The 22,874-nt window shown below is 62.8% G+C and carries 20 protein-coding genes; 9 read left to right on the top strand and 11 right to left on the bottom strand.

Features of this window, described 5'->3' with window-relative positions:
- The first annotated feature begins 79 nt into the window (after positions 1 to 79).
- Positions 80 to 667, top strand: a complete 588-nt coding sequence (locus Hbl1158_RS00725) for a hypothetical protein (protein ID WP_234298176.1) — start codon at positions 80 to 82, stop codon at positions 665 to 667.
- A 36-nt stretch (positions 668 to 703) separates the two neighbouring features.
- Here the strand turns inward: Hbl1158_RS00725 and Hbl1158_RS00720 are convergent, their stop codons facing one another.
- A complete protein-coding gene (locus Hbl1158_RS00720; RefSeq protein WP_234298175.1) occupies positions 704 to 1,456 on the bottom strand; it encodes a hypothetical protein in 753 nt (250 codons plus the stop codon).
- Between the two features lie 86 nt (positions 1,457 to 1,542).
- On the opposite strand from Hbl1158_RS00720, the gene Hbl1158_RS00715 reads away from it, so the two are divergent.
- Complete coding sequence (locus Hbl1158_RS00715) at positions 1,543 to 2,928, top strand: MFS transporter (RefSeq protein ID WP_234298174.1); 1,386 nt, start codon at positions 1,543 to 1,545, stop codon at positions 2,926 to 2,928.
- 26 nt (positions 2,929 to 2,954) lie between these two features.
- On the opposite strand, the gene Hbl1158_RS00710 is transcribed toward Hbl1158_RS00715, so the two are convergent.
- Together Hbl1158_RS00710 and Hbl1158_RS00705 are read right to left on the bottom strand one after the other, a co-directional pair.
- Positions 2,955 to 3,617 carry an HAD family hydrolase gene (locus Hbl1158_RS00710; RefSeq protein ID WP_234298173.1) on the bottom strand — a complete coding sequence of 221 codons (663 nt, stop codon included), beginning with the start codon at positions 3,615 to 3,617 and terminating at the stop codon, positions 2,955 to 2,957.
- A 171-nt stretch (positions 3,618 to 3,788) separates the two neighbouring features.
- Complete coding sequence (locus Hbl1158_RS00705; protein ID WP_234298172.1) at positions 3,789 to 4,532, bottom strand: DNA polymerase sliding clamp; 744 nt, start codon at positions 4,530 to 4,532, stop codon at positions 3,789 to 3,791.
- A gap of 209 nt (positions 4,533 to 4,741) precedes the next feature.
- On the opposite strand from Hbl1158_RS00705, the gene Hbl1158_RS00700 reads away from it, so the two are divergent.
- Positions 4,742 to 6,448, top strand: a complete 1,707-nt coding sequence (locus tag Hbl1158_RS00700) for a DUF1508 domain-containing protein (RefSeq protein WP_234298171.1) — start codon at positions 4,742 to 4,744, stop codon at positions 6,446 to 6,448.
- A 50-nt stretch (positions 6,449 to 6,498) separates the two neighbouring features.
- Here the strand turns inward: Hbl1158_RS00700 and Hbl1158_RS00695 are convergent, their stop codons facing one another.
- Positions 6,499 to 7,176: a hypothetical protein gene (locus Hbl1158_RS00695; protein WP_234298170.1), complete on the bottom strand. Its 678-nt coding sequence runs from the start codon at positions 7,174 to 7,176 to the stop codon at positions 6,499 to 6,501.
- 626 nt (positions 7,177 to 7,802) lie between these two features.
- Between Hbl1158_RS00695 and Hbl1158_RS00690 the strand changes: the two genes are divergently transcribed.
- Complete coding sequence (locus Hbl1158_RS00690) at positions 7,803 to 10,856, top strand: PAS domain S-box protein (protein ID WP_234298169.1); 3,054 nt, start codon at positions 7,803 to 7,805, stop codon at positions 10,854 to 10,856.
- A gap of 91 nt (positions 10,857 to 10,947) precedes the next feature.
- On the opposite strand, the gene Hbl1158_RS00685 is transcribed toward Hbl1158_RS00690, so the two are convergent.
- From Hbl1158_RS00685 to Hbl1158_RS00670, 4 genes are all read right to left on the bottom strand, one after another.
- Positions 10,948 to 11,865 carry an alpha/beta hydrolase gene (locus Hbl1158_RS00685; RefSeq protein ID WP_234298168.1) on the bottom strand — a complete coding sequence of 306 codons (918 nt, stop codon included), beginning with the start codon at positions 11,863 to 11,865 and terminating at the stop codon, positions 10,948 to 10,950.
- Positions 11,866 to 11,871: 6 nt separating this feature from the next.
- Positions 11,872 to 13,338 carry an amidohydrolase family protein gene (locus Hbl1158_RS00680; protein WP_234298167.1) on the bottom strand — a complete coding sequence of 489 codons (1,467 nt, stop codon included), beginning with the start codon at positions 13,336 to 13,338 and terminating at the stop codon, positions 11,872 to 11,874.
- A 114-nt stretch (positions 13,339 to 13,452) separates the two neighbouring features.
- Positions 13,453 to 13,998 (bottom strand): hypothetical protein, encoded by a 546-nt coding sequence (locus Hbl1158_RS00675; protein WP_234298166.1) that lies wholly within the window; start codon positions 13,996 to 13,998, stop codon positions 13,453 to 13,455.
- Positions 13,999 to 14,242: 244 nt separating this feature from the next.
- The gene (locus Hbl1158_RS00670) at positions 14,243 to 14,491 is read right to left on the bottom strand and encodes an AbrB/MazE/SpoVT family DNA-binding domain-containing protein (RefSeq protein WP_234298165.1); all 249 of its coding nucleotides are present in this window, start codon (positions 14,489 to 14,491) and stop codon (positions 14,243 to 14,245) included.
- A gap of 134 nt (positions 14,492 to 14,625) precedes the next feature.
- Between Hbl1158_RS00670 and Hbl1158_RS00665 the strand changes: the two genes are divergently transcribed.
- The 5 genes from Hbl1158_RS00665 to Hbl1158_RS00645 all read left to right on the top strand — a co-directional run bounded on the left by Hbl1158_RS00665 (position 14,626) and on the right by Hbl1158_RS00645 (position 19,412).
- The gene (locus Hbl1158_RS00665; RefSeq protein ID WP_234298164.1) at positions 14,626 to 15,306 is read left to right on the top strand and encodes a helix-turn-helix domain-containing protein; all 681 of its coding nucleotides are present in this window, start codon (positions 14,626 to 14,628) and stop codon (positions 15,304 to 15,306) included.
- Between the two features lie 47 nt (positions 15,307 to 15,353).
- Positions 15,354 to 16,349 (top strand): hypothetical protein, encoded by a 996-nt coding sequence (locus tag Hbl1158_RS00660; RefSeq protein ID WP_234298163.1) that lies wholly within the window; start codon positions 15,354 to 15,356, stop codon positions 16,347 to 16,349.
- A 48-nt stretch (positions 16,350 to 16,397) separates the two neighbouring features.
- The gene (locus Hbl1158_RS00655) at positions 16,398 to 17,399 is read left to right on the top strand and encodes a hypothetical protein (protein ID WP_234298162.1); all 1,002 of its coding nucleotides are present in this window, start codon (positions 16,398 to 16,400) and stop codon (positions 17,397 to 17,399) included.
- Complete coding sequence (locus Hbl1158_RS00650; RefSeq protein ID WP_234298161.1) at positions 17,396 to 17,755, top strand: hypothetical protein; 360 nt, start codon at positions 17,396 to 17,398, stop codon at positions 17,753 to 17,755. Before Hbl1158_RS00655 ends, Hbl1158_RS00650 begins: the two co-directional genes overlap by 4 nt.
- A gap of 262 nt (positions 17,756 to 18,017) precedes the next feature.
- On the top strand, positions 18,018 to 19,412 hold the full coding sequence (locus tag Hbl1158_RS00645; RefSeq protein ID WP_234298160.1) for a PAS domain-containing sensor histidine kinase: 1,395 nt from the start codon (positions 18,018 to 18,020) through the stop codon (positions 19,410 to 19,412).
- Positions 19,413 to 19,523: 111 nt separating this feature from the next.
- On the opposite strand, the gene Hbl1158_RS00640 is transcribed toward Hbl1158_RS00645, so the two are convergent.
- From Hbl1158_RS00640 to Hbl1158_RS00630, 3 genes are all read right to left on the bottom strand, one after another.
- Positions 19,524 to 19,934 (bottom strand): hypothetical protein, encoded by a 411-nt coding sequence (locus Hbl1158_RS00640; protein ID WP_234298159.1) that lies wholly within the window; start codon positions 19,932 to 19,934, stop codon positions 19,524 to 19,526.
- Positions 19,935 to 19,996: 62 nt separating this feature from the next.
- Complete coding sequence (locus Hbl1158_RS00635) at positions 19,997 to 21,757, bottom strand: SWIM zinc finger family protein (RefSeq protein WP_234298158.1); 1,761 nt, start codon at positions 21,755 to 21,757, stop codon at positions 19,997 to 19,999.
- Positions 21,732 to 22,730 carry a glutathione S-transferase family protein gene (locus tag Hbl1158_RS00630; protein ID WP_234298157.1) on the bottom strand — a complete coding sequence of 333 codons (999 nt, stop codon included), beginning with the start codon at positions 22,728 to 22,730 and terminating at the stop codon, positions 21,732 to 21,734. Before Hbl1158_RS00630 ends, Hbl1158_RS00635 begins: the two co-directional genes overlap by 26 nt.
- Positions 22,731 to 22,874 lie beyond the last annotated feature (144 nt).

The raw sequence follows: 22,874 nt of genomic DNA, 5'->3' as shown, positions 1-22,874 counted from the left end.
GAAATCGGGTGTCGAGTGCCGCCCCCCGATCGGCGAACCACGACATCTAAGGCGGGAACGCACCCATCGGAGAGTGACCGTGCCACGGTTCGCGTATCCCTGTCCGGGCTGTCGCACCACGAACAGCCTGCACGACGCCGACTGCGACTTCGAGGGGACCGAGTGGCACCACATCGAGCAGGCGTACACGGACGTCCTGACCGTGCTCGTCGACGAGTCCGTCACCGAATCGGCGCTCCAGCACGCCGTCCACGGGGAGTGGTCCGGGCTCCACCGCGCCGCGCTGGACCTGCTCCGGCGCGAGGGCCGCATCGAAGAGAACGGCGACACGCTGGAGCTGCTCACCGCCGAGCGCTACCGCGAGGAGGTGTCCGAGCCCACCCGCGAGCCGATGGCGACCGTCTACCGCGAGGGGAGCTATCCGGGGTGTCACGACAACGCGATATTCAGTCTGATAGCCTGGTACGAGATGGTCGGTCTCTCGTGGGCGGAGACCCGAGAGAACGTCATCGACTGGCTCCACCGGTCGGGCACCTGGGAGCGGGGCGGCTTCGAGGAGTCCAGTCCCGAGCAGCTCGTCGACAGCAAGCGTCACGTGTACGAGGCCGGCTACGGCTGGAAGGAGAAAGCGCAGGCCGCACAGCGCGTGATCGAACGGCACGGCTGAGTCGGGGCCGTCGCGGGGCCGGTCTCCCGTCTCACGTCAGCCTCGCCAGCGATTGTACCCGAGGGTGCCGAGTCCCCCCACCACAGCGACGACGCCGACGCCGGAGCCGGCCAGCCCGAGCAGCAGTCCGTCGGGGAAATCGAAGTCGTCGGTGTGGGAGGTGACCTCGACGGCGTAGTACCGTCCGTCGCGCTCGACGATCGGCCGTTCGGGGACCGGCTCGTCGCTCCACGGCCGGTAGTCGAACGCCTCTTCGGAGGCGGTCGCGTTGCGGATCTTCCGGAACGTGCGCCGCTCGTCGGGCGGGAGCGCGCTGTAGTTCACGACCAACTGGTCTCGGACGACCCCGGCGACCTCGGCGTCGTTCGCGGGCGTCGCCGTGAGTTCGCCGTCGGCGACATCGAACGCGTAGTAGGTGTCGTACTCGGCCGTCAGGAACGAGTGGTTCCGGTCGAGCCGACGGAGGTCGGCGGCGACCGCGTCCGACTCGACGGCCGCGTCACCGTCGGCCATCGCGGCTTCGAGCGTCTCGCGCGTCCGGTTCGGCGCGCGGTAGCGCTCGCGGACGTGGCGATACTGGAAGCTCGACGGCCGGACGGAGAGTTCGGTCCCGTAGCGATCCGCCAGCACCGTGTCGTTCGAAACGTCGACTTCAGTAGCGGAGTACCCCGTCGAGCTTCGGTGCCGTTCCTCCTGGCCGAGGTCGTCGAGCGCGAACGCGTACGCCGGGCCCGGGACCAGCAGGAGCCCGACGAGGAGGATCACGAGTGCTGTGCGATCGGAGGGCATCGTCGGGCGTGGACACAGGAGCGTCAAGTGTCTTGTCCCGGGAACTCACCACGACCGCTAAGTCATCGCCGGCCGACGATTCCCCCGTGTGCGCTTCCCGCGACGGCTCCCCGCCCGACTCCGCGTCCGGGTCCACGGACGGCGACGGCCCGCGCGGCTCCCGCCGCGCCGTCGCGGTCGTGATCGGCGTCGTCTTCCTCGACCTGCTCGGCTTCGGGGTCGTCATCCCGATCCTCCCCTTCTACGTGCGCTCGTTCGGCGTCAGCGACGTGTTCATCGGGCTGATCGCCGCCGCGTACTCGCTGGCGCAGTTCCTCGCTGCGCCGACGCTCGGCCGGATCTCCGACGAGCGCGGTCGCCGGCCCGTCATCACCTTCTCGGTCGCGATGGCCGGGGTCGCGTGGCTGGTGTTCGGCTTCGCCACCGAGATCGGCGCGGTCGCCGGCACCGGTGCCGCCGTCGCGACGCTCCTGCTGTCGCGGGCGCTCGCGGGAGCCGCCGGCGGCAACATCTCCGCGGCGCAGGCGTACATCGCCGACGTGACGCCGCGCGAGAAGCGGGCCGGCGCGCTCGGGCTCGTCGGTGCCGCCTTCTCGCTCGGGTTCGTGTTCGGCCCCGCGCTGGGGGGTGTCGCCGCCAGCGATCAGGTCGTCGCCGCCGCCGACGACCTCCTCCCTGCGGTCGTCCCGACGACGCGGTTCACCCTCCCGAGCTTCCTCGCCGCCGGGCTGTCGTTCCTCGCCGCCGGCGCGGCGGTGGCTGTGCTGACGGAGCCCGAACGCACCCGGACGGGCGGAGGGGGCCGCTCGATCGTCGGCCAGTTCCGGTCGGCGCTCGCCGACGACGCGCTCCGCCCGCTGGTCGCCTCGTACTTCGTCACCTCGGTCGCGTTCGCGGGCATCCAGGTGATGTTCATCCCGTTCGCGGCCGACTTCTACGGCTACGACGCGACCGCCGCGGCCGTCTTCCTCACCTACATCGGCGTGCTCGGGACGGTCAACCAGGGCGCGCTCGTCGGGCCGCTGGAGCGCCGGCTCGGCGCGGTCCGGCTGGCCGTGATCGGCGGCACAGCGCTGGCGACGGCGCTCGCGCTCCTGCCGTTCACGCCCGAACTCGGAGGGCTGCTCCCGCTGCCGGGCGGGACCGGCGACGGCCTGTTGGACGGAGCGGTCCTCACCGGCCCGACGGTCGCGCTGTTCGCGGTGGGCGCGCTGCTGTCGTTCGGCAACGGCTCGCTGAACGTCTCGCTGTCGACGCTCGTCTCCGAGCGCGCTAGCGACGAGACGCAGGGGGCGGCCTTCGGCGTCACGCAGGGGGCCGGGAGCCTCGGTCGAACCGTCGGCCCGCCGGTCGCCGCCTCGGCGTACGTGCTGGCGTACTGGTCGCCGTTCGTCGCCGGCGCTGTGCTGTTGGTCCCGGTGGTGTACGTGTTGGCGCGGGGGAGGACGCTCGGCGGGGGGTCGGGGACGTGAAGGGCGACGACTGAGCGACCGTCCGGCTAGCGCTGTACGATCAAGCCCCCCAGCGCACCGATGTCCCGAACCGTCGCCACGCCGCGCTCGGCGTCGTGGTCGACGTGGACGGCGTGGAAGCCGGCCTCCCGGGCCGGCGCGATGTCGTGGTCGGCCGAATCGCCGACGTAGACGTACTCGTCGGCCGGGAGTCGCTCGCGGGCGACCGCGAACGGCTCGGGGTCGGGCTTGTGTGCGCCGGCCTCGTAGCTCGGGACGTACGCATCGAATCGGTCGAACAGCCCGTGGCGTTCCAACTTCCGGCGCTGTTGAGTTGCGACCCCGTTCGTCAGCACCCCCAAGGCGACGCCGCGCTCGGCCAGCGCGTCGAGCGTCTCGACGGTCCCGTCCCGAACGGTCGTCGCCGTCGTCTCCGTCTCACACAGCGACTCGGCCAGCGTCGCCGCGTCGGCGTCGGTCGACTCGCCGAGTCCGGTCTCCTCCAGCGCCGCCGCCATTCCGGCGCAGTACGGCTCCGGGTGGAAGTCGTCGAAGGCGGCGAAGAACGCCTCGTTGTACGGATCGAGCATCGACGCGGCGTCGTCGCGGGTGACGCCGACGGCGACGCAGGCGTCCGCGAATATCTCGTCGTACGGAGCCGTGAACTCGACGAGCGTTCCGTCGCAGTCGAAGAACCAGGCGGCGGTCACGGTTTCGTGTCGGATGTGTGCAACAAAAGCGGTCCGGTACGGACCGAGAGTGCCGGTTCGGTGGCGTGCTTACTCACCGTTGTAAGTGGCCACAATTCGGACCGTCGGCACAGCGCAACCGCTGCGTTATCGGAATTAAACAAACGTCGGGGAGCAGAATAAACGCCTACCTCAGTCGCTCTGAATACGCGGAGCCAACATATACGTTACCTGACCCATCCCCTCGCCGAACTCGTAGTGCATCTTGACAGGGAACTCCTCGCCGAGTTCGACGCGGACCTCCGCGTCCTTCGGGATGGCCTTGTTCATGTCCTTGAGGTAGTCGAGGCTGAACAGCGAGTCCGCGGGGCCGGCCTGCAGATCGATGAGGTCCTCGCGGTCGAGTCGGAGGTCGACGTCGTCGGTGTCGCCCTCCGCCTCGATGAAGAACGCCTCCTCGGCCTCGTCGACGCGCAGGCGGATGTGGTCGCTCACCATGTCGGCGGCGGTGATCCCGCGGTCGAGCTGTGCCCCTTCCAGCACGATCTCGGCGGGGAGGTCCAGATCCGGGATGTCCGGCTCCTGGCGGATGGAGTCGGGATCGATGAGCGCGAGCGTGTAGCTGAGCCCCTCGATATGGATGTGGAGCTTTCGGGTCTCCTCGTCGAGTTCCAGTTCGATCAGGTCGCCGGTGTCGGCCATGCCGGCGATGTCCTCCAGGCGGTTGAGGTTGACCCCGATGACCCCTCCGTCGGCCTCGTACGACTCGAACGCGGCGGCCTCGAGCGTGAGGTCGACCATCCCGACGTTGGCCGGGTCGACCGCGCGGATCGCGAGTTCGTCCTCGTTGAGACGGATTTTGCACTCGTCGACCAGCACGCTCACCGAATCGAGCGCGTCGCGGAGGGTAGACGCACTCACGATGGCCTTGAACATATATCGCGGGCTACGAGTGTGCCCGTAAAAATACCCGCGGTTCCCGTTTCGAGTACCCGCGGTTCCCGTTCCGATCGACCGCGCGGTTTCGGCGCTGTCGCGAGCGAGGCCGTCGACGCCCGAACCGGTGTCGTCGGATCGGGCTCGTCGACCGCGGACCGGCAACACGTAAGTTGAAGCTAACGGGCAGGAATTTGCTACCAGATACCATGGTAGAATCCGAGACCGGCCGGCTCGTGTCGACGTACCGAGAACGGTTCGGGGAGCCGTTCACCACCGACGAGGTGTACGGGTACTGGCTGTTCGTCGCCGGGACGATCGTGGCCATCGTGGGAATGGCGCTGTTCCTCACGTCGATGGGCGCAGGGCAGACCGGCACCCGCGGCATCGCGTATCTGTTCGCCGGGATCGGCCTCGCGACCGCGTTCGCGGGGCTCGTCGTCGGCCAGTCGTTCCATCGAAATGCGAAGCGACTGGTGTACGTCGGCCTCGTGGTCTGTCTGGCCGCGATGGCGTGGTTCCTCACGGTCTTCCCCCAGCAGTGGGCGCTCGGCTCCGGAACCGCACGGGGCGTCGTCGCCGTGTACACCGTCGGACTGGCGCTCATCACGCTTTCGGGCGCGCTCGCACCGATATCGGTGGGGCAGAGTCGAGCCCGACAGGCGGTCGAGGAACAGCTCGTCGACGCCCGCGCCGACGACGAGGCCGACGACCGACGCATCGAGGAACTGGAGGCGGCGGTCGCCGAGCGCGACGACCGGATCGCGGCCCTCGAGTCGGACCTGGAGGAGTCGCGAGCGGAGACCGCAGCGGCCGAAACCGCGGCCGAGACGGCGAGCGAGGAGAGCGCGGCCGCCCGGACGGAGACGGCGTCGGTGCGCGACGACCTGAACGCCGCGGCCTCCCACGTCAACGCGCTCTCGAAGAGCTCCGCCACGTTCGACGTGTACCGCGACAAGTCCGGCAAGTGGCGCTGGCGGCTCGTCCATCGCAACGGGAACATCATCGCCACCTCCGGCGAGAGCTACTCCAGCGACCGGACCGCCCGCCGCGGGATGCGAAGCGTCAAGCGAAACTCGCTGGGCGCGGCGGTCGTGTGGCAGCGCGACGAGGAGGAGCCCGAGCCCATCGTCGAGCCGGTCGCCGAGGAGCCGTCCGCGCGGTTCCAACTGTACCGCGACGGCGACGACGAGTACCGCTGGCGGCTCCGCCACGACAACGGCAACACCATCGCGGCCGGAACCCGCGGCTTCTCCTCGAAGCGGGGTGCCACGGACGGCGTCGCGACGGTGCAGTCGTCGATCGGACCCGCGGACTACCTGGAGTTCGATCCCGCGGGGATCGAGGTGTACGAGGACGCCGCCGGCGAGTTCCGCTGGCGACTCGTCCACCGCAACGGGAACATCCTGAGCGACTCCGGCGAGGGGTACGCGAACCGCTCGAACGCCCGACGCGCCGCCGATAGGTTCCAGGAGGTCGCCGGCGACGCCGGCGTCGACGCCGACTCGGGCGTCCGCTTCGAGACGTACGAGGACGCCGCCGCCGAGCACCGCTGGCGGCTCGTCGCCGCGAACGGGGAGGCGATCGCCGACTCGGGCGAGGGATACAGTTCCCGCTCGGCGCTGACCGACGCCGTCGACCGCGTCCGCGAGTACGCCCCGGAGGCCGACCGGCTCACGATGACCACGGCGGCCGTCGAGGTGTACGAGGACGCCGGCGGCGAGTTCCGCTGGCGGCTTCGCCACCGCAACGGGACGATCCTCGGAACCTCCGGCGAGGGGTACACCTCGCGCTCGAAGGCGCTCGACGCCGTCAACCGCGTGAAGCGTCACGCGCCGAACGCGCCGGTCGAGGAGGAGGATGAAGCGTCCGAAGAGGGGAGCGGCGACGAGACGGGCGACGACGAGGACGAGTAGAACGCTAATCTACCACCCGCTCGTCTCCGGCGTCACCCGCTCTCCGACTGTCACGGTCGTCGCGACGAGGTGTCGGCCCGCGACGGGTCGTCGAACCCGCCGACCGACACGTACACCGCGAGCGCCGCGACCCCGAGGGCCAGCCCGCCGATCGACTCGCCCCAGGTGTGTGCGCCGGCGAGCGGTCGGGCGACGACCATGCCGAGTGCGACGACCACGAGCGGTGCGGCCCGCCGGTCAACGAGGGTGAGAACGCCCGCCGGAACCACCGCGTACAGCACGTGGCTCGACACGTCCCACACCGGAGTGATCACGAGATGCGGGACGGTCACGGCGACGAGCACGAGCGCGTACTCGGGGACGACCGCTCCCCACCCGGCGCGTCGCCACCATCCCCGGATGACGAGCAACCCGGCGCCGAGCCCCACGCTTCCGGTGGCGTCCGTCGTCCACGCGGGCGCGGCGGCGAGGAGTCGAGGGAGCCCCTGATACACCGCGAACGCGACCCCCCAGCCGACGCCGAGGACGCCGATCCGGGCGGCGAGGCCCGCCAGCGATCGTCGGCTCGCTCGCCGCCACTCGTAGCCGAGGGCGATCAGCCCGCACAGGAGCACGAACAACTCGGGCGCGAAGACCGCGGAGTACGTCGACGCGATGCCCGTCGGCGACCCGAGAGCCGCTGACGACTGGAGCGTCGCCGGCGGCGGTGACGCGAGAGACGGCGGCATACGATCCGGCGGGTGCTGGGAGGGACGTGGTCGTTTCGGTTCGCGTGGCCGCCGAACGAACGAGTTACCCGGGTCGACACGAAACGAACGGGTATCCCCATGTCTGGCAAGGACGACTTCTACAACTACTCGGCCCGACCTGTTGTGACTACTAATTAGCCCCCGAGCACTCGGAGGCAGTATCGGACGCCCCGAGTACGTCACAGCTCTTTCGTCTGCCCGCGTGCCTCGTCGCGGCGTGCTTCTTCAAGATCGGCGAGCAACGCCTCGCGAAGCTCGTCTGAATCCGCCGCTCGCAACCCCAGCTAATCTCTATCCTGCTCGCTGGTTAGAATGAGCCACCAATTCCAAGATACACAAAAATACCAACGACGGTTGCAATCACGTCGAGTACAAACAGGACGGCATAGTCTTTCGGTTCCATACTAGGTTCGGAATCTGGCAATCACTAAGAAGTTCTGGAGCTGATAGTTGCTCGGTTCGCATTATACGCGAGTATGTCATAGACATTTGATTCACCACTTCAACGGTATTTGAACAATCGGGGAGGGAAATGTAGATGGTCGAACTCAGTCTCGATATTCACGTCCCAACCGTTATTCGTTGTCTCAATCACGCTGTACATAATGAGCAACGGCTCTCCAAACTCCATTCAGGTTCTTCATGTTGACGACGAACCTGATTTCGCTGATCTGACCGCTACTTTCCTCAAACGTGAGGACGACCGGTTCGCTGTCGAAACAGCCACCAGTGCGAGCGATGGAAAAGACGAACTCGAACAGAACGAATTCGACTGTGTGGTATCGGATTATGAGATGCCCGGACAGAACGGGATTGAGTTCCTCCAGTCCGTCCGGGAGTACCATCCCGAACTGCCGTTCATCCTCTTCACTGGCAAGGGTTCAGAGGAGGTTGCGAGCGATGCCATCTCCGCTGGTGTGACCGACTACCTCCAGAAGGAAGGCGGCACCGACCAGTACACGGTACTTGCGAACCGCATCACGAACGCTGTCGAACACCACCGGGCACAGGAGCGAGTCGAGCGAAGCGAGCAACGGTTGCGCGAGATCGTCGATGCCCTTCCTCATCTTCTCTATGTGGTTGACGAGGAAGGGAACTATCTGCTGGCGAATGAAGCACTCGCGACGTTCCACGACACGACTGTTGAAGATATTGAAGGGTCGAATATTGCGGAGGTTCTTGAAGCATCGGCTGCTGACCAATTTCGACGACATCTGGACGAAGTTCTCGAAGATGAGACGACACAGCGAGTTCCCGAAGTTGAGATTGCCGATCCAGATGGTGAGCCACACATCTTCGAACCGCGATTACAGCCGTACGAGTTCGGCGATGTCGACGATCAGGCCGTCCTCGGTATCGCAGCGGATGTCACCGAGCGCAAGACACACGAACGGGCACTTGAACGCACGCGCGAGCGGATGCAACTCGCGCTCGAACACACGAACTCGGTGATCTTCGAGATCGACTGCGACACAGACGAAGTCGTTCGACACGGGGCCTACAACGAGTTTTTCGAGCTGTCGGCAGACGAGGTGCCGACGTGGGAAGACCATCTCGCGCAGGCGGTACACCCAGACGACCGCGACCAATTCCAGCAATTCTACCAACAACTGGTCGACGGAGAGAGGGATGGCGGCCAATTAGAGTACCGAACAACACCCGAGATGGGCGATGTACGCTGGATTCGGGATACCGTCTCTGTCCAGAATGAATCCAGTGGTGAGTCACGCCAAGTAATCGGTATCGCTCGCGAGATTACCGAGTACAAGGAGCGAGAGCAAGAACTCAAGCAAAAGGAACGTCGCTATCAAGCGATCTTCGACGATCCGAATATCCTCGTCGGTCTGATCGACACGGACGGGACGGTTCTCGAAATCAATGAGACCGCGATGGACTACGTTAACGCCACACGGGAGGACGTGACGGACAAACCGTTCTGGGAGACGCCGTGGTTCAATTATTCAGAGAGGCTTCAAGAAGACGTGAAAGGTTGGATCAAGCGGGCGGCAGACGGCGAATACGTGGAGTTTGAGACTGATCTTCTCCAACCCGGTGGTGAGCAATATACCGTCAAGGGTGTCTTCAGGCCTGTCCGAGACGAAGAGGGCGACGTCGTCTCACTCATCATCTCCGACCGCGAGATTACAGAGCAAAAGGAGTACGAGCGGGAACTCGAGCAGACGAATGCGCTCCTGTCGACGTTGTTCGATACACTCCCGGTTGGCGTGCTCGCCGAAGACGAGGAACGCAACGTCGTCGCCGTCAACGAACAGATGTTCGAGCTGTTCGACCTGCCGGGTTCCCCCGACGAAATTCGTGGTACGGACTGCGCCCAACTCGCGGCAGATATCAGTGACACGTTCGCTGACTCTGAGGCATTCGTCGACCGGATTGACGACCTGATCGCTGGGCAAGAACCGGTGTATAACGAAGAGTTGGAGCTTGCTGACGGGCAGACGTATGCACGGAGCTACCATCCAATCGAACTCTCGGAGGGTGACGGGCATCTGTGGGTCTACCGTGATATCACCGCGAGAAAGACGCGCGAGACACGCCTTGCAACCCTCAACGAAACGACGCCGGAGCTGATGGCCGCGGAGACGCGAACGGATGTCGCCGAGATTGGCGTTGAGGCCGCCGCCGACGTGCTGGGGTTGGAGGCGAGTGCGATTCATCTGTACGATGAGCAGGACGGGCTCGTTCCTGTCGCGCAGACCGATGCTGGACGCGATCTCATCGGTGAGCCACCGACGTTCACGGGCGAGGACAGCATCGCGTGGCGCGTGTACGAACAGGGCGAGGGACGTGCAATCGAGGATGTCCACGATAATCCGGAGATCTACAATCCGGACTCCCCGGTGCGGAGTGAACTCATCCTTCCACTCGGCGAGGCAGGGATTTTGATCGCCAGCTCACCGACAGCGGCAACTTTCGACGATGAGGATCGTGTTCTCGCGGAGATTTTGGCCAGCAATATTACAGCGGCACTCGAACAGGTCGAGCGGACTGCAGAGATACGCGCTCGCGAGGCGGAGCTGACGCGTCAAAACGAGCGCTTGGAGGAGTTCGCCAGCGTCGTCTCCCACGATCTGCGGAATCCACTGCGGGTGGCCGAAGGACGACTGGAACTCCTGAAAGAGGACTGTGAAACCGAACAGGTAGCGCCCATCGAACAAGCACTCGACCGGATGGATGCGCTGATCGAGGATATCCTGACGTTAGCTCGCGAGGGCGACAGAGTGAGCGAGATGGAAGATGTCGATCTCGGGGATGTCTGCGATGCGTGCTGGCAACACGTCGAAACGGCCGAGGCGACTCTCGAGATCACGACCGACACAACGATTCGAGCCGATCGAAGCCGTCTCCAGCAGCTAATAGAGAATCTCATTCGCAATGCCGTCGAACACGGAGATGACGACGTCACGGTGACGGTTGGAGACCTCGAAGACGGGTTCTACGTTGCGGATGACGGCCCGGGGATTCCGGCGGACGAGCGCGAGTCGGTGTTCGATGCAGGATACTCAACAGCGGAGGACGGGACAGGCTTCGGCCTGAGCATCGTCAAGCAGATCGCCGACGCCCACGGGTGGAACATCACGATCACAGAAAGCGAGGCCGGCGGGACACGTTTCGAGATTACTGGAACCGAACACGCTTGATTGCGGATTATCATTACGCCAAGCCAGTCACCTCGTTCTCGTTAGAAGTTCCGGGTGAGCGGAGAGGCAACGTGTTCGTGGGGGTGGTCAACTACCCGCTGTTGTACTCACCAAGCCGGTCTCGAACCTCCGATTCGAGATCATACTCCTCTTCGACGGTCGTGATGAGTGCTCGGAGGAGGCAATTGTATCCTGCTGGCCTTTCGATCATAGCGACGTGCCCAGTTCGCTCCATCCGGCAGAACACGCCGTCAGGAAGCCGACGCGCAGTCCCGCGTGCCGCATCGACCGAGACGATCCCGTCGGCAGGGCCGTGGATGACGAGCGTGGGCACGTCGACCCGCTCTGTATCTGAGCGTCCGTCGTAGCCCCAGAACGCCTCGGTCACGGTGTTCCACGCTGATCGGCGGCGCGGCAAGGGGTTTGATTGCAGGAAATCCTCAACGACGGCCTCGGCTGTCTCCTCGTGAAAGCCGACGCCGTAGGCCAGTTGACGGATGAGCGCGTCGTTCGCAGGCAGATGATACAGCCGCAACGCGAGGAACAGCCGTAACAGCGGTTTCTCCCACGCCGGCGTGAGGTCGTGGTCTCCCCCTGCGTGGAGCACGAGGCCAGCCGTCGAATGGCGTTTGGCGTATTCGAGCGCGATGGCGGTGCCGTAACTGTGGCCGTGGACGATCGGCCGGTCGATGTCGAGCGCATCGAGCAGGTTCCGGAGGTCGGTGACGTGCCCGGTGAGCGATTGTTCTGGACGCGTCGTGGAGTTGCCGTTTCCGGCCAGCGAATACGTCACCAGTTCCTGCTCGCCCTCGAACGCGTCCAGTTGCGGATACGGGTTCCACAGCGAGCCGAGACCACCGTGGACGAACACGACTGCTGGATCCGGCCCTTCCACATGAATCGTTTCTAATGCGACCGATTCAGAGACCTGCACCCGGCGTGGTTCCGGCATCGAGGTTCGGACGTCATCGAACCGGACGTAGCCGGGAGGAAACAGTGACGTGGACATCGTCGATCAGAAGGGGAGCTTGTCACGCGCCGATTGGAGGGCGAGCCGAGAGAGCAGGCGGGCGGGCCCACGCTTAGGAAGGTCTCGAATCGTCTCGACCGACCCCGGCGGTTCACCGCCTCCAATGTCCAGTTCCCATCCGGTCTCGTCGGCGAAGCGTTCGACCGCTCCCTCCACGCGCTCCTGTACCGCGTCAGCGTCCATCGTCATCGGTGTCCCACCTTGCATCACGATTTTTCCGTCGACGATGACCGTCTCCACGTCGGCTGGCGCGGCGTTGTTCACGACGTGGGCAGGCACGTTGGTCAGCGGCGTGAACTTCGGCTTGTCCACGTCGAGGAGGATGATGTCCGCCCGCTTGTCCGGTTCGATGCTCCCGATCTCGTCGCCGACACCCAGAGCACGAGCCCCGTCGATCGTCAGCATCCGCACCAGTTCCATCGAAGAGAACTGGCCGGTCGTCCGCTTGACGTTGGCCGCGAGACGAGCCTGTCGGGCCTCGCCGAACATACTGTAGGAGTCGTGCCAGTAGTGGTCGTCGATGCCCAGCCCGACGTCGACACCTGCATCCCGCAGTTCGGGGACGGGCGTCCACTGCATCTCGGCGTCCGGGTTCCAGTAGCAGAACACCGACGGGCAGTGTGCCACGGACGCGTCTGCCGCGGCAGTGCGCTTGATATCCGCCTCGTCGGCGACGCGGAAATGCGCCGCAACCAGCCGGTCGTCGAGCAATCCGACGTCATCGAGCAGATCGAGCGAATCCTCGCCGCCATATGCTCGCGCCATCGTGTTGCTCTCTTCGAGTTCCAGCAAGTGGGTGTGGACGAGCAGGTCGGGATACTCGGCGGCGAGATCCGCGGTGCGCTCCCACAGGTCACGCGTACACGACCAGTCGTCGTGCGGGCAGATCGTCGCCCGGATTCGCCCGCCGTAGGTGTCGTGGTACTCGTCGATGAACGACCGAGCGCGGTCGAACTGCTCGTCGACGGGAACATCCCAGAACAGATCCGTGATGGTCGATCCGAAGAAGCCCCGGAGTCCCGCCTCGCCGAACGTCTCCGCGCCCGCACTCGGCCGGATATCCATCGAGTTGATCGTCGTGACGCCCCCGAGGAGGAAGTTTAGGGCGGCAAGCTCGTACCCTGCCTCGACCAGATAGTCGAAGTCGCCCTCGCCGAGACGGCCGTAGATGGCCGTCATACTGCCCATCATCTCCAGCAAATCGAGGTCGCTGAACGCACCGATCAGCGGCGTCAGTTCGAGGTGGGTGTGGGCGTTGACCAGTCCCGGCATCACCAGTTTTCCGTCGCCGTCGATCGTGTGCGTGGCTTCGATCTCCCCATCGCCGTCCTCGGACTTTCGAACCTCCGTGATGCGACCGTCGTCGACAAGCACCGTCCCACGCTCGTACAGACGGTTGCGCTCGTCGACCGTGAGAACAAGCGCATCAGAGATAGCGATGTCAACAGCCATATGTCCTCCCTGAAGCGCCAGCCGCGTCAAAGTTGTCGGTACTACCCCGAGAAGACAGTGTTAGAGGGATAGAATGGAGCGAAAAACGAGTGCTGTCCGGCGGGAAATTCGGTGTTAGAAGCCCCAGCGGAGGCCGGACATCGTGGCGACGATGGCGATCATCAGGACGAGTTCGACCAGACTCAGCATCCCGTACTTCTTGTTCAGGGAGGCGAGGCGCTCGTGGTCAGTATTGTCGGCGGCGATCTCGTCGAACATGCCTGCTGTGAACTTGTGGAGTGGGCCGAACCCGAGAACGAGCAGCGCAATCGCGAGAACGAGTGCCGCCCACAGCGATGGGGTCGGAGATGCCCACAGCCCCATCATGCTGGCGAGCCCAATCCCCGAGCCGACCACACCGACCGAGACCGGTTCCATCAGCAGGTTCATCTTCGGGACGAAGCCTTCAGCGAACTCGACGTTGGCTTCCTCTGAGAGATTCCCCATCACGGGCCCGAGCACGACCGCGCCGAGTACCGCAGTTCCGAACCAGAAGGCACCGAGGAAGAGGTGGACAGTGAACATAATTCGGACATCGCCCGAGAGATAGCCCAAGACGGGCAGTACTAAGGGAACGACGACGGCGCCGACCGCAAACGGTCGGGAGGCCGCGTCAGTCATCAAGCGGTACCGCTCGCGCGTGTTCGTCGGTCTGTGCGCATCAGCTAGTGACATACAATATTGCTCTTACTGGCGAGTGAACAGAGGTAGCACACAAAAAAGTGGGTAAATCGGCATACAGAAGGATGACAGATGAGGCGTCCTCCGACGGGCAAGGAAATCGAGATCAGGACGATGGAGATACACCACCTCAAGGACGGTCAGCCGGTCATCGTCTTTCAGTAGCGCCAGCCAGAAGTTGAGATTAGCGTATCTGCTCGACAGCCTGTTCGCGTGCCTCTTCTTGAGCCGCCTCTTCGAGATCAGCGAGAGACGCCTCGCAAAGCTCGTCGGAAGCCGCCGCTCGCAACGCCTCTAGTGGATCGTCGGGAATCGGCACCAGCTTGATACCGCTGTTCAGCTCGACGAGGCGGAACTTCTCGCCGTAGCGATCGCGTACCTCCTTCGGAATCGTCACGCGCCCACGCTCGTCCGTTCGCACTTCTCCACTCATGTCCGAAAAGATGGTGTGGGAATATTTACTCCTTGTTCTCACTTCTATTCTTGAGATGGGTGATGAGCCACAGATGGAACACAGCACCGCTATATTCATCAGTTATCATCTCGTTCGAGATAATTAAATAGACGATGGCGACGACCGACTTCATGAATCCTACCGCTGCGAAGATCGTATTGGCTGCACAGCATGGGGATTCTATCAACCGAATCTCGAATAAGATCGGTACGTCGTATTCATGGGTCTACGACTGGATCGGTCGCTTGGACGACGCAGAGATCATCTTAAATACAGATAACGGAGTTCGAGTTCTTGACTACGAGATGCGACGGCGCTACGAGGAGATGATGGGGACATTGTACAGCCGCGACGATGTTTCACAGGAGGACGCGTACGTGATCCCCCACTTCGCCGGGATGGAGTTCGCCTACACGGAGATCGATGCCGCCTACGTCTGGACGAACGGCGGATTCCAGATCGCTCGAAGTCACGACGATTATCCCGTGTTTATCGAGGTTCACGAGCGCGATGTCGATCGGTGGATCGAGTTCTTCGAGCAGTTCGGGGTCGACACGACCGTGGGTGAGCGCCCGGATGCGGCCGATGTTGACGGGAGCGTCCACTATGTCTTGTTCCCGCAGGAAGAGAGTATCGACGTCGAGTGGGTCGACGGCAATCCCGTGATTCCGTTGGACGCCACGGTCAGCCAGATGGTGGAAACCCGACCGGCGTACGAACCGGCGTTGGAGATGCTCGCCGACGAGCACGACGTGGACATCGACGCGAGTCATCGCGATGAGATAGCCAACTGACCGCCTAAAGCGGGAACACATTTCTGCCAGACATCTGTAGGTGAACTATGGCTCACGAGTGCGACGATTGCGGTGAGTCGTTCGATACGCTCACGCGTCTTCGACTCCACAACTGTGGCGATGTCCAATCGGAGACATCCTCTACTTCGTCCGATTCAAATCGCTCTGACTCCGGCTACTCATCGCCAACCGAAGAGCGAAACGCGTCCGTTGCCGAACTCGATACCCTGCTCGATCGATTCTCGGACGGTGACAAAGACGCCCTTCACTACGCAGTCGTCGAATTCGAGTCGGCGCTCTCGGCTGCACTCGAGGAAGACAACAGTGGCGACACATACCGGGACGTGTTCTGGCCGTACCACGAGCGCGTCAGTGACGCCCTCGACAAGGCGGCGCGATCAGCGGACTGGACATTCCTCGAGGATGTGATTGATGCTCACGATCCCACTGAAGACGACGAAATTCCGCTCGTGACACCCACGGTTGCGAACGCCGTGGGACGGAATCTGATCCGCACGCGGTTGACCGACGGTGTGTCGGCGATTCCAGTTGCGGGGCTCGAATACCTCGATGACATCGCAGTCAATGCCCCCGATACAGCCGATACCGCGCGGGAGGAAGTCCCCGCGTACGGATGGGGAATCGGCCATCCCGATCACTCGGTCGCCGACCGTCTCCGTGCCCGCGCCTCGGAGGACATCTTCTCCGTCAATCCGACGCTCGAACATGCGTTCTACGCCGACCAGTACGCGGCGGTCGATCTGCTCGAAGAGTTGGTGAGAGACGAGTCGATCGACGGGACGCTCCCTCGCGTCACCCGTGACAATATGCCGTATCGCCGCTACCTGCTCGACTGCGTCTACGGGCTGAAGACGGACGACCACTGGCCGGGGATGCCGCGGTACTACGACTGGCACGAGGAATTCGACTACACGTTCGAGCTGGACGAAACGGTCGAACAGCGCATCCGTGACCTCGTCGAAGAGACCGGATTCGACGCCAACCTGCCGAACGACTGGACATTCCGCGATCTCGGCGTCTGAGCGAACCACCCTCACGCTTTACCTGTCTTCCGACGATACTCCCCAGTAATGCCGTTCAGCGTCACGTGGCATACGCTCCTCGACGAGTGCGAGGATCTCGCCGAGGATGCGACCCTGCTCACACCACTCTCTCAAAGTCGCTTCCGGATCACCGACACACAGGAACACCGAATCGTCGTCGAGTTTCTCAACCGCGACGTGGACGAGACCCGACCGCTCCAGCGCGACCAGTTCGAGACGCTCCATGAGCGCATCAGTAACACCGTCGACGGATTCGACCTTTCGCGGCTCCCGCCCGACGCCGATCCGTATCCCGCCGTGTTGAGTCTGCACCCACGATTCGAGGTCGACGAGAGCGCGGGCGTGATCCGCGAAACCGACGAACCGACCGGGAGCCAGATCATCACGGGGACAGACGACGAGGACTCGGACGAGGGTTCCACCGAGCGCACTGAACCCGACGTGGATGTCTACAGCGATGCACTCCTTCTCGTCGACGCGCTGGAGCGGAACGACCTCTCCTCGCTGGAGGCGCTGGACACGCCCGCCCTCATCAATCTCTACACCCTGCTCTCGGACATCCAGCGCGATGCCAACGACCTGCGCCAGACCGTGACAGACGTGCTGTTGGATCGCCTGCACCATGACCAGCCCGTTCACGGCCAGTTCGGCTCCGTCCAACGAACGACGCGGCGCAACCGAGACCTCCGGGACGACGAGGAAGTGCTGGCCGCGTTGGAGGACGCGGGCATCGACCGCGAGCGCGTGGTGAGCGTCGACCGCGACAAGGTCGACGACGCTCTCGACGTGACGGAACTCTCCGAATCGGACGTGTACGATATCGAGGAAACGGAGTACGTCCGGAAGGCCGAGGTTGACGAGGAACAACGCGAAACGCGACTGCAGGGGCTGAAAGACCGGCTCGCTACGAGCGACGACCCTGAAGCCGAGGAACTTCGCGAGGAGATCAAGGAGCTGGAGAGCCGGATCGAGGAGCTGACCGAGTTCAAGACCGGTGGTGAGTACCATACGGAGTCGAGAGCAGAATGATCAGCGGACTTCTCGACCGACCACTCGCAGCTAGCGAGACGCTCAGATTGTCCCACGAGCGTGACGACCTGCTCGTGATTCCAGCCACTCCGGACAGTCTCGTCGGAGGCGATGGAACGCTTGGCGAAATTCGGAACGTCCTCGTGTTCACTGCGAACGTCGTGGCGTCGCTCGCGTACACCGACGCGGACGGCTGGACTGTCGTGGCGAAGACGGTCGATCCACCAGAGTTTGAAGTCGTTCTCGATTCGCTCATCGAATTCCGAGGCGACAGCCTCGCAGACGAAGACAGAGACGAAATCATCGAGACCATCGCCGAAGCTTACGAGACATTCACAGATCGGGCGCTCCAGTGATCGGCCGAGGTGTGTCGAGCGGACAACGCGCGGTCGGTGTTGTCACTCACAGGGAGTCATACAACAGTTGCCTACCTTACTACTTCCTCTAGCGTGTCATAGAAACAGTCCCACCCGATTTACTGCGGTGCCACCGGGCGTGAAAATATTGGGGTAGATCTAGTTACAGAAGGCAGTGCAAGATATAGAGCGTGAATTCATTGGGGGCCAGCTTTCTGTGTTCGGTGCTGTTAGTTATGTACTGACCCATCATAGCACCTCTATGGACGGGGACTTGCATCGGAAGCTCGTCGAAGAATCTTCGGACATTGCGACTATCATCGATTCGGATGGGACGATTACGTACGTGAGCCCCTCGGTCACTCGGACGCTCGGATACGAGCCCGGGGAGTTGGTCGGAGAAGTCGGCTATGAGTATCAACATCCCGATGACCGTGATGCCGTTGCCGATGCTATCGAGACCATTCAGACGAACCCTGATGATGTCCAAGTGATCGAGACGCGGTTTCGTCGTGCCGACGGCTCGTGGTGTTGGATCGAGGCAACGCTGCAAAATCGGTTCGACGATCCGGACATCAGCGGAATCCTCGTGAATAGCCGTGACATCTCCCAGCGAAAACGACAGGAACAACAGTTTCGGGGGCTCGCCGAAGAGTACAGAACACTCCTTGCGAATGTCGAGGATAGTATTTTCTTCCTGACCGTCGAGTCAGAGGACACGGAGTACGTGTTTCGCTTCGAGCGCCTGAACCGGGCCTACGAGGAACAGACCGGGATTACAACCGCTGAGGTTCAGGGGAAGACCCCGACAGACGTGTTCGGTGAGGACATCGGAGCGGATCTTCAGGCTAACTACCGCCGGTGTGTCCAAGCCCGTGAACCGATTTCGTACGAGGAGGAACTCCCCGTCGAGACGGGCGCACGGTTTTGGCAAACGGTTCTTACGCCAGTTATGACGAACGGAGAGGTGACCCAGATCATCGGTATCACACGGAACATCACCGAGCGGGTCAAACAGGAACGACAACTCCGGAGCCAGAAGGAGCAACTCGACGAGTTCGCAAGCGTGGTGTCCCACGATTTGCGCAATCCCCTCAACGTCGCACAGGCCCGGGCAGAACTGCTCGCCGACGACTGCGATAGCGAGCATCTTGTCCCGATAGCCGAGTCGCTTGATCGTATGGAAGAAATCATCTCCGATACGCTCACACTCGCCAGACAGGGCCAAGTCGTCTCCGACCCCGAACGCATAGAGTTAATCAATATACTCGGTAAGTGCTGGAAAAACGTCCGAACAGACGAGGCAACCATCGAGATCGCGGACGAGGTCACGATTACTGGTGACCGGGGCCGGCTCCAGCATGTCTTCGAGAACCTCTTTCGGAACGCACTTGAACACGGCGGGCCAGCCGTGACCGTCCGCGTCGGCCAAATTGACGACAGCGGATTTTACGTCGAAGACACCGGCCCGGGGATTCCTGAAGAGGCCCGTGAGGACGTGTTTGACCCCGGGCACACCTCGGCAAGCGGCGGGACGGGGTTTGGGCTGACGATCGTCAAACGGATCGCCGAGGCCCACGGCTGGCAGGTTGCGGTCGTCGATGGGACTGACGGTGGAGCCCGGTTTGAGTTCACCGATATCGATCTTGATCAGTGAGCGATACGCGCGTTGTCTCTTGCACGGAAGTCTTGACAAGACTTGGATAAGCAGAGCGTGCGGAAGTTTCTATGACACGCTGATTTCCCTGAGAACAGCTTAGGACAGATGCTACCTGCCAGAATTGCGCTGACGTTTCCGAACTGAGAGCCACGCGAGGTTCCCGAGGTCAGTAATGAGGAACGCACCGATTGACGCAGGGAATGGAGAGAGATTGCCAAGCTCAGTTCCGAGGAGATAGAGACCGATGAACTCCGTGGTGGCGACTATGCAGGCCAAAACCATCCAGATGACCGCGTTCCATATTCGGTCGTGTTTCGGCCAGTACTCGTCGTAGGCCGAAGGAACGCCGACCGCAAGGGTCATCAGCAGCAGAAAGCTGCCTCCGAAGTCCGCACCGCTGACCATCACCCGAAAGCCGTACGCTATCGGAACGGCTACGAGGATCGCTACAAGGATTGTGAGGTTCCGCTGTGTCTTCATCCAATCGGGCACATTTGACGATATACTGGTGGAGGGCATACGGAAGAACGTACTCACCGTGGCGGCAAAAATTTGGGCTGGTTTTGAGCGGGATCGGTGGCTCAAACATCATTATCGAGCGCCTCCATTTCGTCGAGAAAGGCGGGTCGGTTCGAGTGCTTCTCTTTCAGGTGCGCGACGAACGCCTCAAATTCCTCGTCGAAACCCAAATCTCGCATCTCTTCGAGGTACTCCACGACCATCTGATAGTGATCGCGGCCTGTCGTGTCCGCGAGGAACGGTTCGAGACGTTCTTCGTAGACCTCGTAGTAGGTCACCGGATCGTAGTCCGCGACATCATCACGGTATTCGCTCAAAATCGTGAGGCCGTTGTCACCGACCGCTCGCCGGAAGGTATCGTCAGATTCCTCGCGAGCCGCCTCGATGACCGTCTCGAACGCGTCTGCCGTGTGCTCCTCGCGCAGATAGAGGTCGATCAAGCGATGCACGTTCGAGTCCTTGAACCGCGCTTCGAAGTCCGCGACCATCTCCTTCCACTCGTCGTCCGAGCAGCGTGACCGCAACTGCTCGTAGTACTCCCAGTCCCCCGACTGGAGGAACTGCTCCCGGAGGAGTTCCTTGCGTCGCTCCGGGTCGCGGTCGGCGTACGCGTCGATCAGAAAGCATCGAAGCTCTCCGACATTCGAGAGCGCGTCCAGCCCTTCTTCAGCAACCTCGATTGCCCGGTCGCTCTCGCCTTCAGCTGCGAGTAGACGGGCATACCGCACACAGAACTCCCGGATGTTGGGATAGTATTGCTCGTACACCTCCCGGAGTGTCTCGGTGTCGCCGAGCGCATCCAGCACGTCCGCGTACATTTCGATGCGTCGTTCGGCCTCGTAGCGGCGCGTATCGAACGATCCGATCCCGTCGTCGGGCTCGTTCGTCTCGGGAATCTCGGCCGGGAGGTCGTCTTCGAGGAGGTCGCGCCAGTACTGTAGATCCGCGTCGTGGGTGCAAAGATCCCAGAGTGCGTCCTCGTACTGGCCCGAGAACGTGCCGACGGCTGAATCGTCGCTTCCCCACCGTTCGAAGAGGTAGTCGATGTACTCGCGTTTCTCCTCGTGGCCGAGGTCGGCCTCGCGGATGCACTCGACGAACGCGTCGAGTTCTGTCTCGAAGTCCTCGCCGTAGTAATCCTGCACCATGTCCATATTCTCGATCCGAACCTCGGTCATCGCGCGGTAGATGATGGCCGCCTCCAGCGGATTGTCCTGCTCACGGTGGGTCTCCGCGAGGTCGTGAAACTCCGAGAAGTCGGGGCCCTCGTACTGGTATGTGTAGGGGCCGCGGTACTGCTGGCTCATCTCCTTCTTGTAATCGTAGAGGCTCTGCGTGTCCTGCTCCTCGAAGCGTGTCAGCAGTCGCCGTCGCAGATCGGCGTCGCGCTCGGACTCCTCGAGCAAGAACTTCTGGAGTTCCTCGGGATGGGCGTTAGAGAGGACACGTTCGACGGCCTCGCGCTCGTCTTCTAGGTCAACATCGCCCTCTGCGAATTCCAGCAGCACCGCAATGATATGCTTGCAGTACCCGCCCCAGTCGTACGGACACGTGCAGGTGGCGTCGACGGTTTCGGGCTCGACAGCGCCATCCACGAACTGGATCTCGACCTCGTAGGGTTCAGGTTGGGAGCCCTGCACGGCGGCGCTTACGGTCTCGTCGAAGCGGTCGATGCGCTCTATGCGCTCCTCGTCGCGGTAGTTGCGGGCGCGATCGAACACTTCACTCGTGCCGAGATCGCGGATCTGTTCGGTGGAGAGGTTCATCTTCGATGGCGCAGCTGGCCTTTCCCACGTCCTATGTCTGTACTGCTGGCTCTTCACTTGACAGCTGGTCGCGGTCGTGTGGTGCGTCGAAGTCAATATCCGGGCCGATGGGCGTGATTTCGCCCTGATAGTAGCCCTGATCCTTGATGTGCTCCATTCGCACCGTCTCTGCGAATCCGGGCGTCTGGTAGAGGTCGCGCAGGTACGGCCAGAGATTCTCGTACTGGTGGAGGTACTGCCGGTCGCAGTTGAAGGCCGTGTGGTAGCAGTGGTCGAAGCGGACGAGCGTCGGGAACATCCGCACGTCTGCGAGAGTCAGCCGGTTGCCGGCGAGGTACCGCTGGTCGGCCAGCACCTCGTCCCAGTGGTCGAGCGCGTCGAAGACATCGGTGACGGCCTCGTCGTAGGCTTCCTGCGACTCCGCGAAGCCGGCGCGGTAGACACCGTTGTTGATGGGGTCGTAGATCGCGTCGATGATGCGGTCGATCTCCTCGCGGTAGGCCTCGGGATACAGGTCAATCCCGTCGTTACCGACATCGTCGAACGCGGTGGCGAACATCCGCATGATCTCGATCGACTCGTTGTTGACGATGGTATCCTCCCGTTTATCCCACAGCACGGGGACGGTCACGCGGCCCGTGTACTCGGGGTCGGCGGCGACGTACACCTCGCGAAGGTAATCGGCGCCGTTGACGGTTTCGGGCGTGCAGCCGTCCTTTTTGGGCGTGAACTCCCAGCCCTCGTCCTCGCGGACGGGGTCGACGATGTCCATCGTGACGGCGTCGGTGAGTCCAGCCAACTGGCGCGTGAGCGCGGCCCCGTGTGCCCACGGACAGTTCCGCGCGATGTAGAGATGATAGCGACCGGCCTCGGGTTCCGGCCCGTCCGTGACGACATCTTCTGCGTTTCGGTGGGTGCCCCGAATCCAGTCGCGGAACGAGGTTTCGGCCCGGTCGAACGCGCCGCCCTCGTCGGTATACGGTTCGAGGTCTGTCTTCCACTCGCCGTCGACGAGCATATTCCGGCCCATACGCGTCGATTCGTGCTCAAGACCTACAATTGTGCGGACGTGATGAGTTCCACCACGGCGACGCGTGAGACAACACGGTATTCGGGACTCTGGTGCCCGGATATCACATAGCAGTTCGCACTGGCGTTGACTTCAGGGCTATTC

Source organism: Halobaculum sp. CBA1158 (assembly GCF_021431925.1).
In the GTDB taxonomy this organism is placed as follows: domain Archaea; phylum Halobacteriota; class Halobacteria; order Halobacteriales; family Haloferacaceae; genus Halobaculum.
This window is presented reverse-complemented; position numbering and strand designations above follow the sequence as displayed.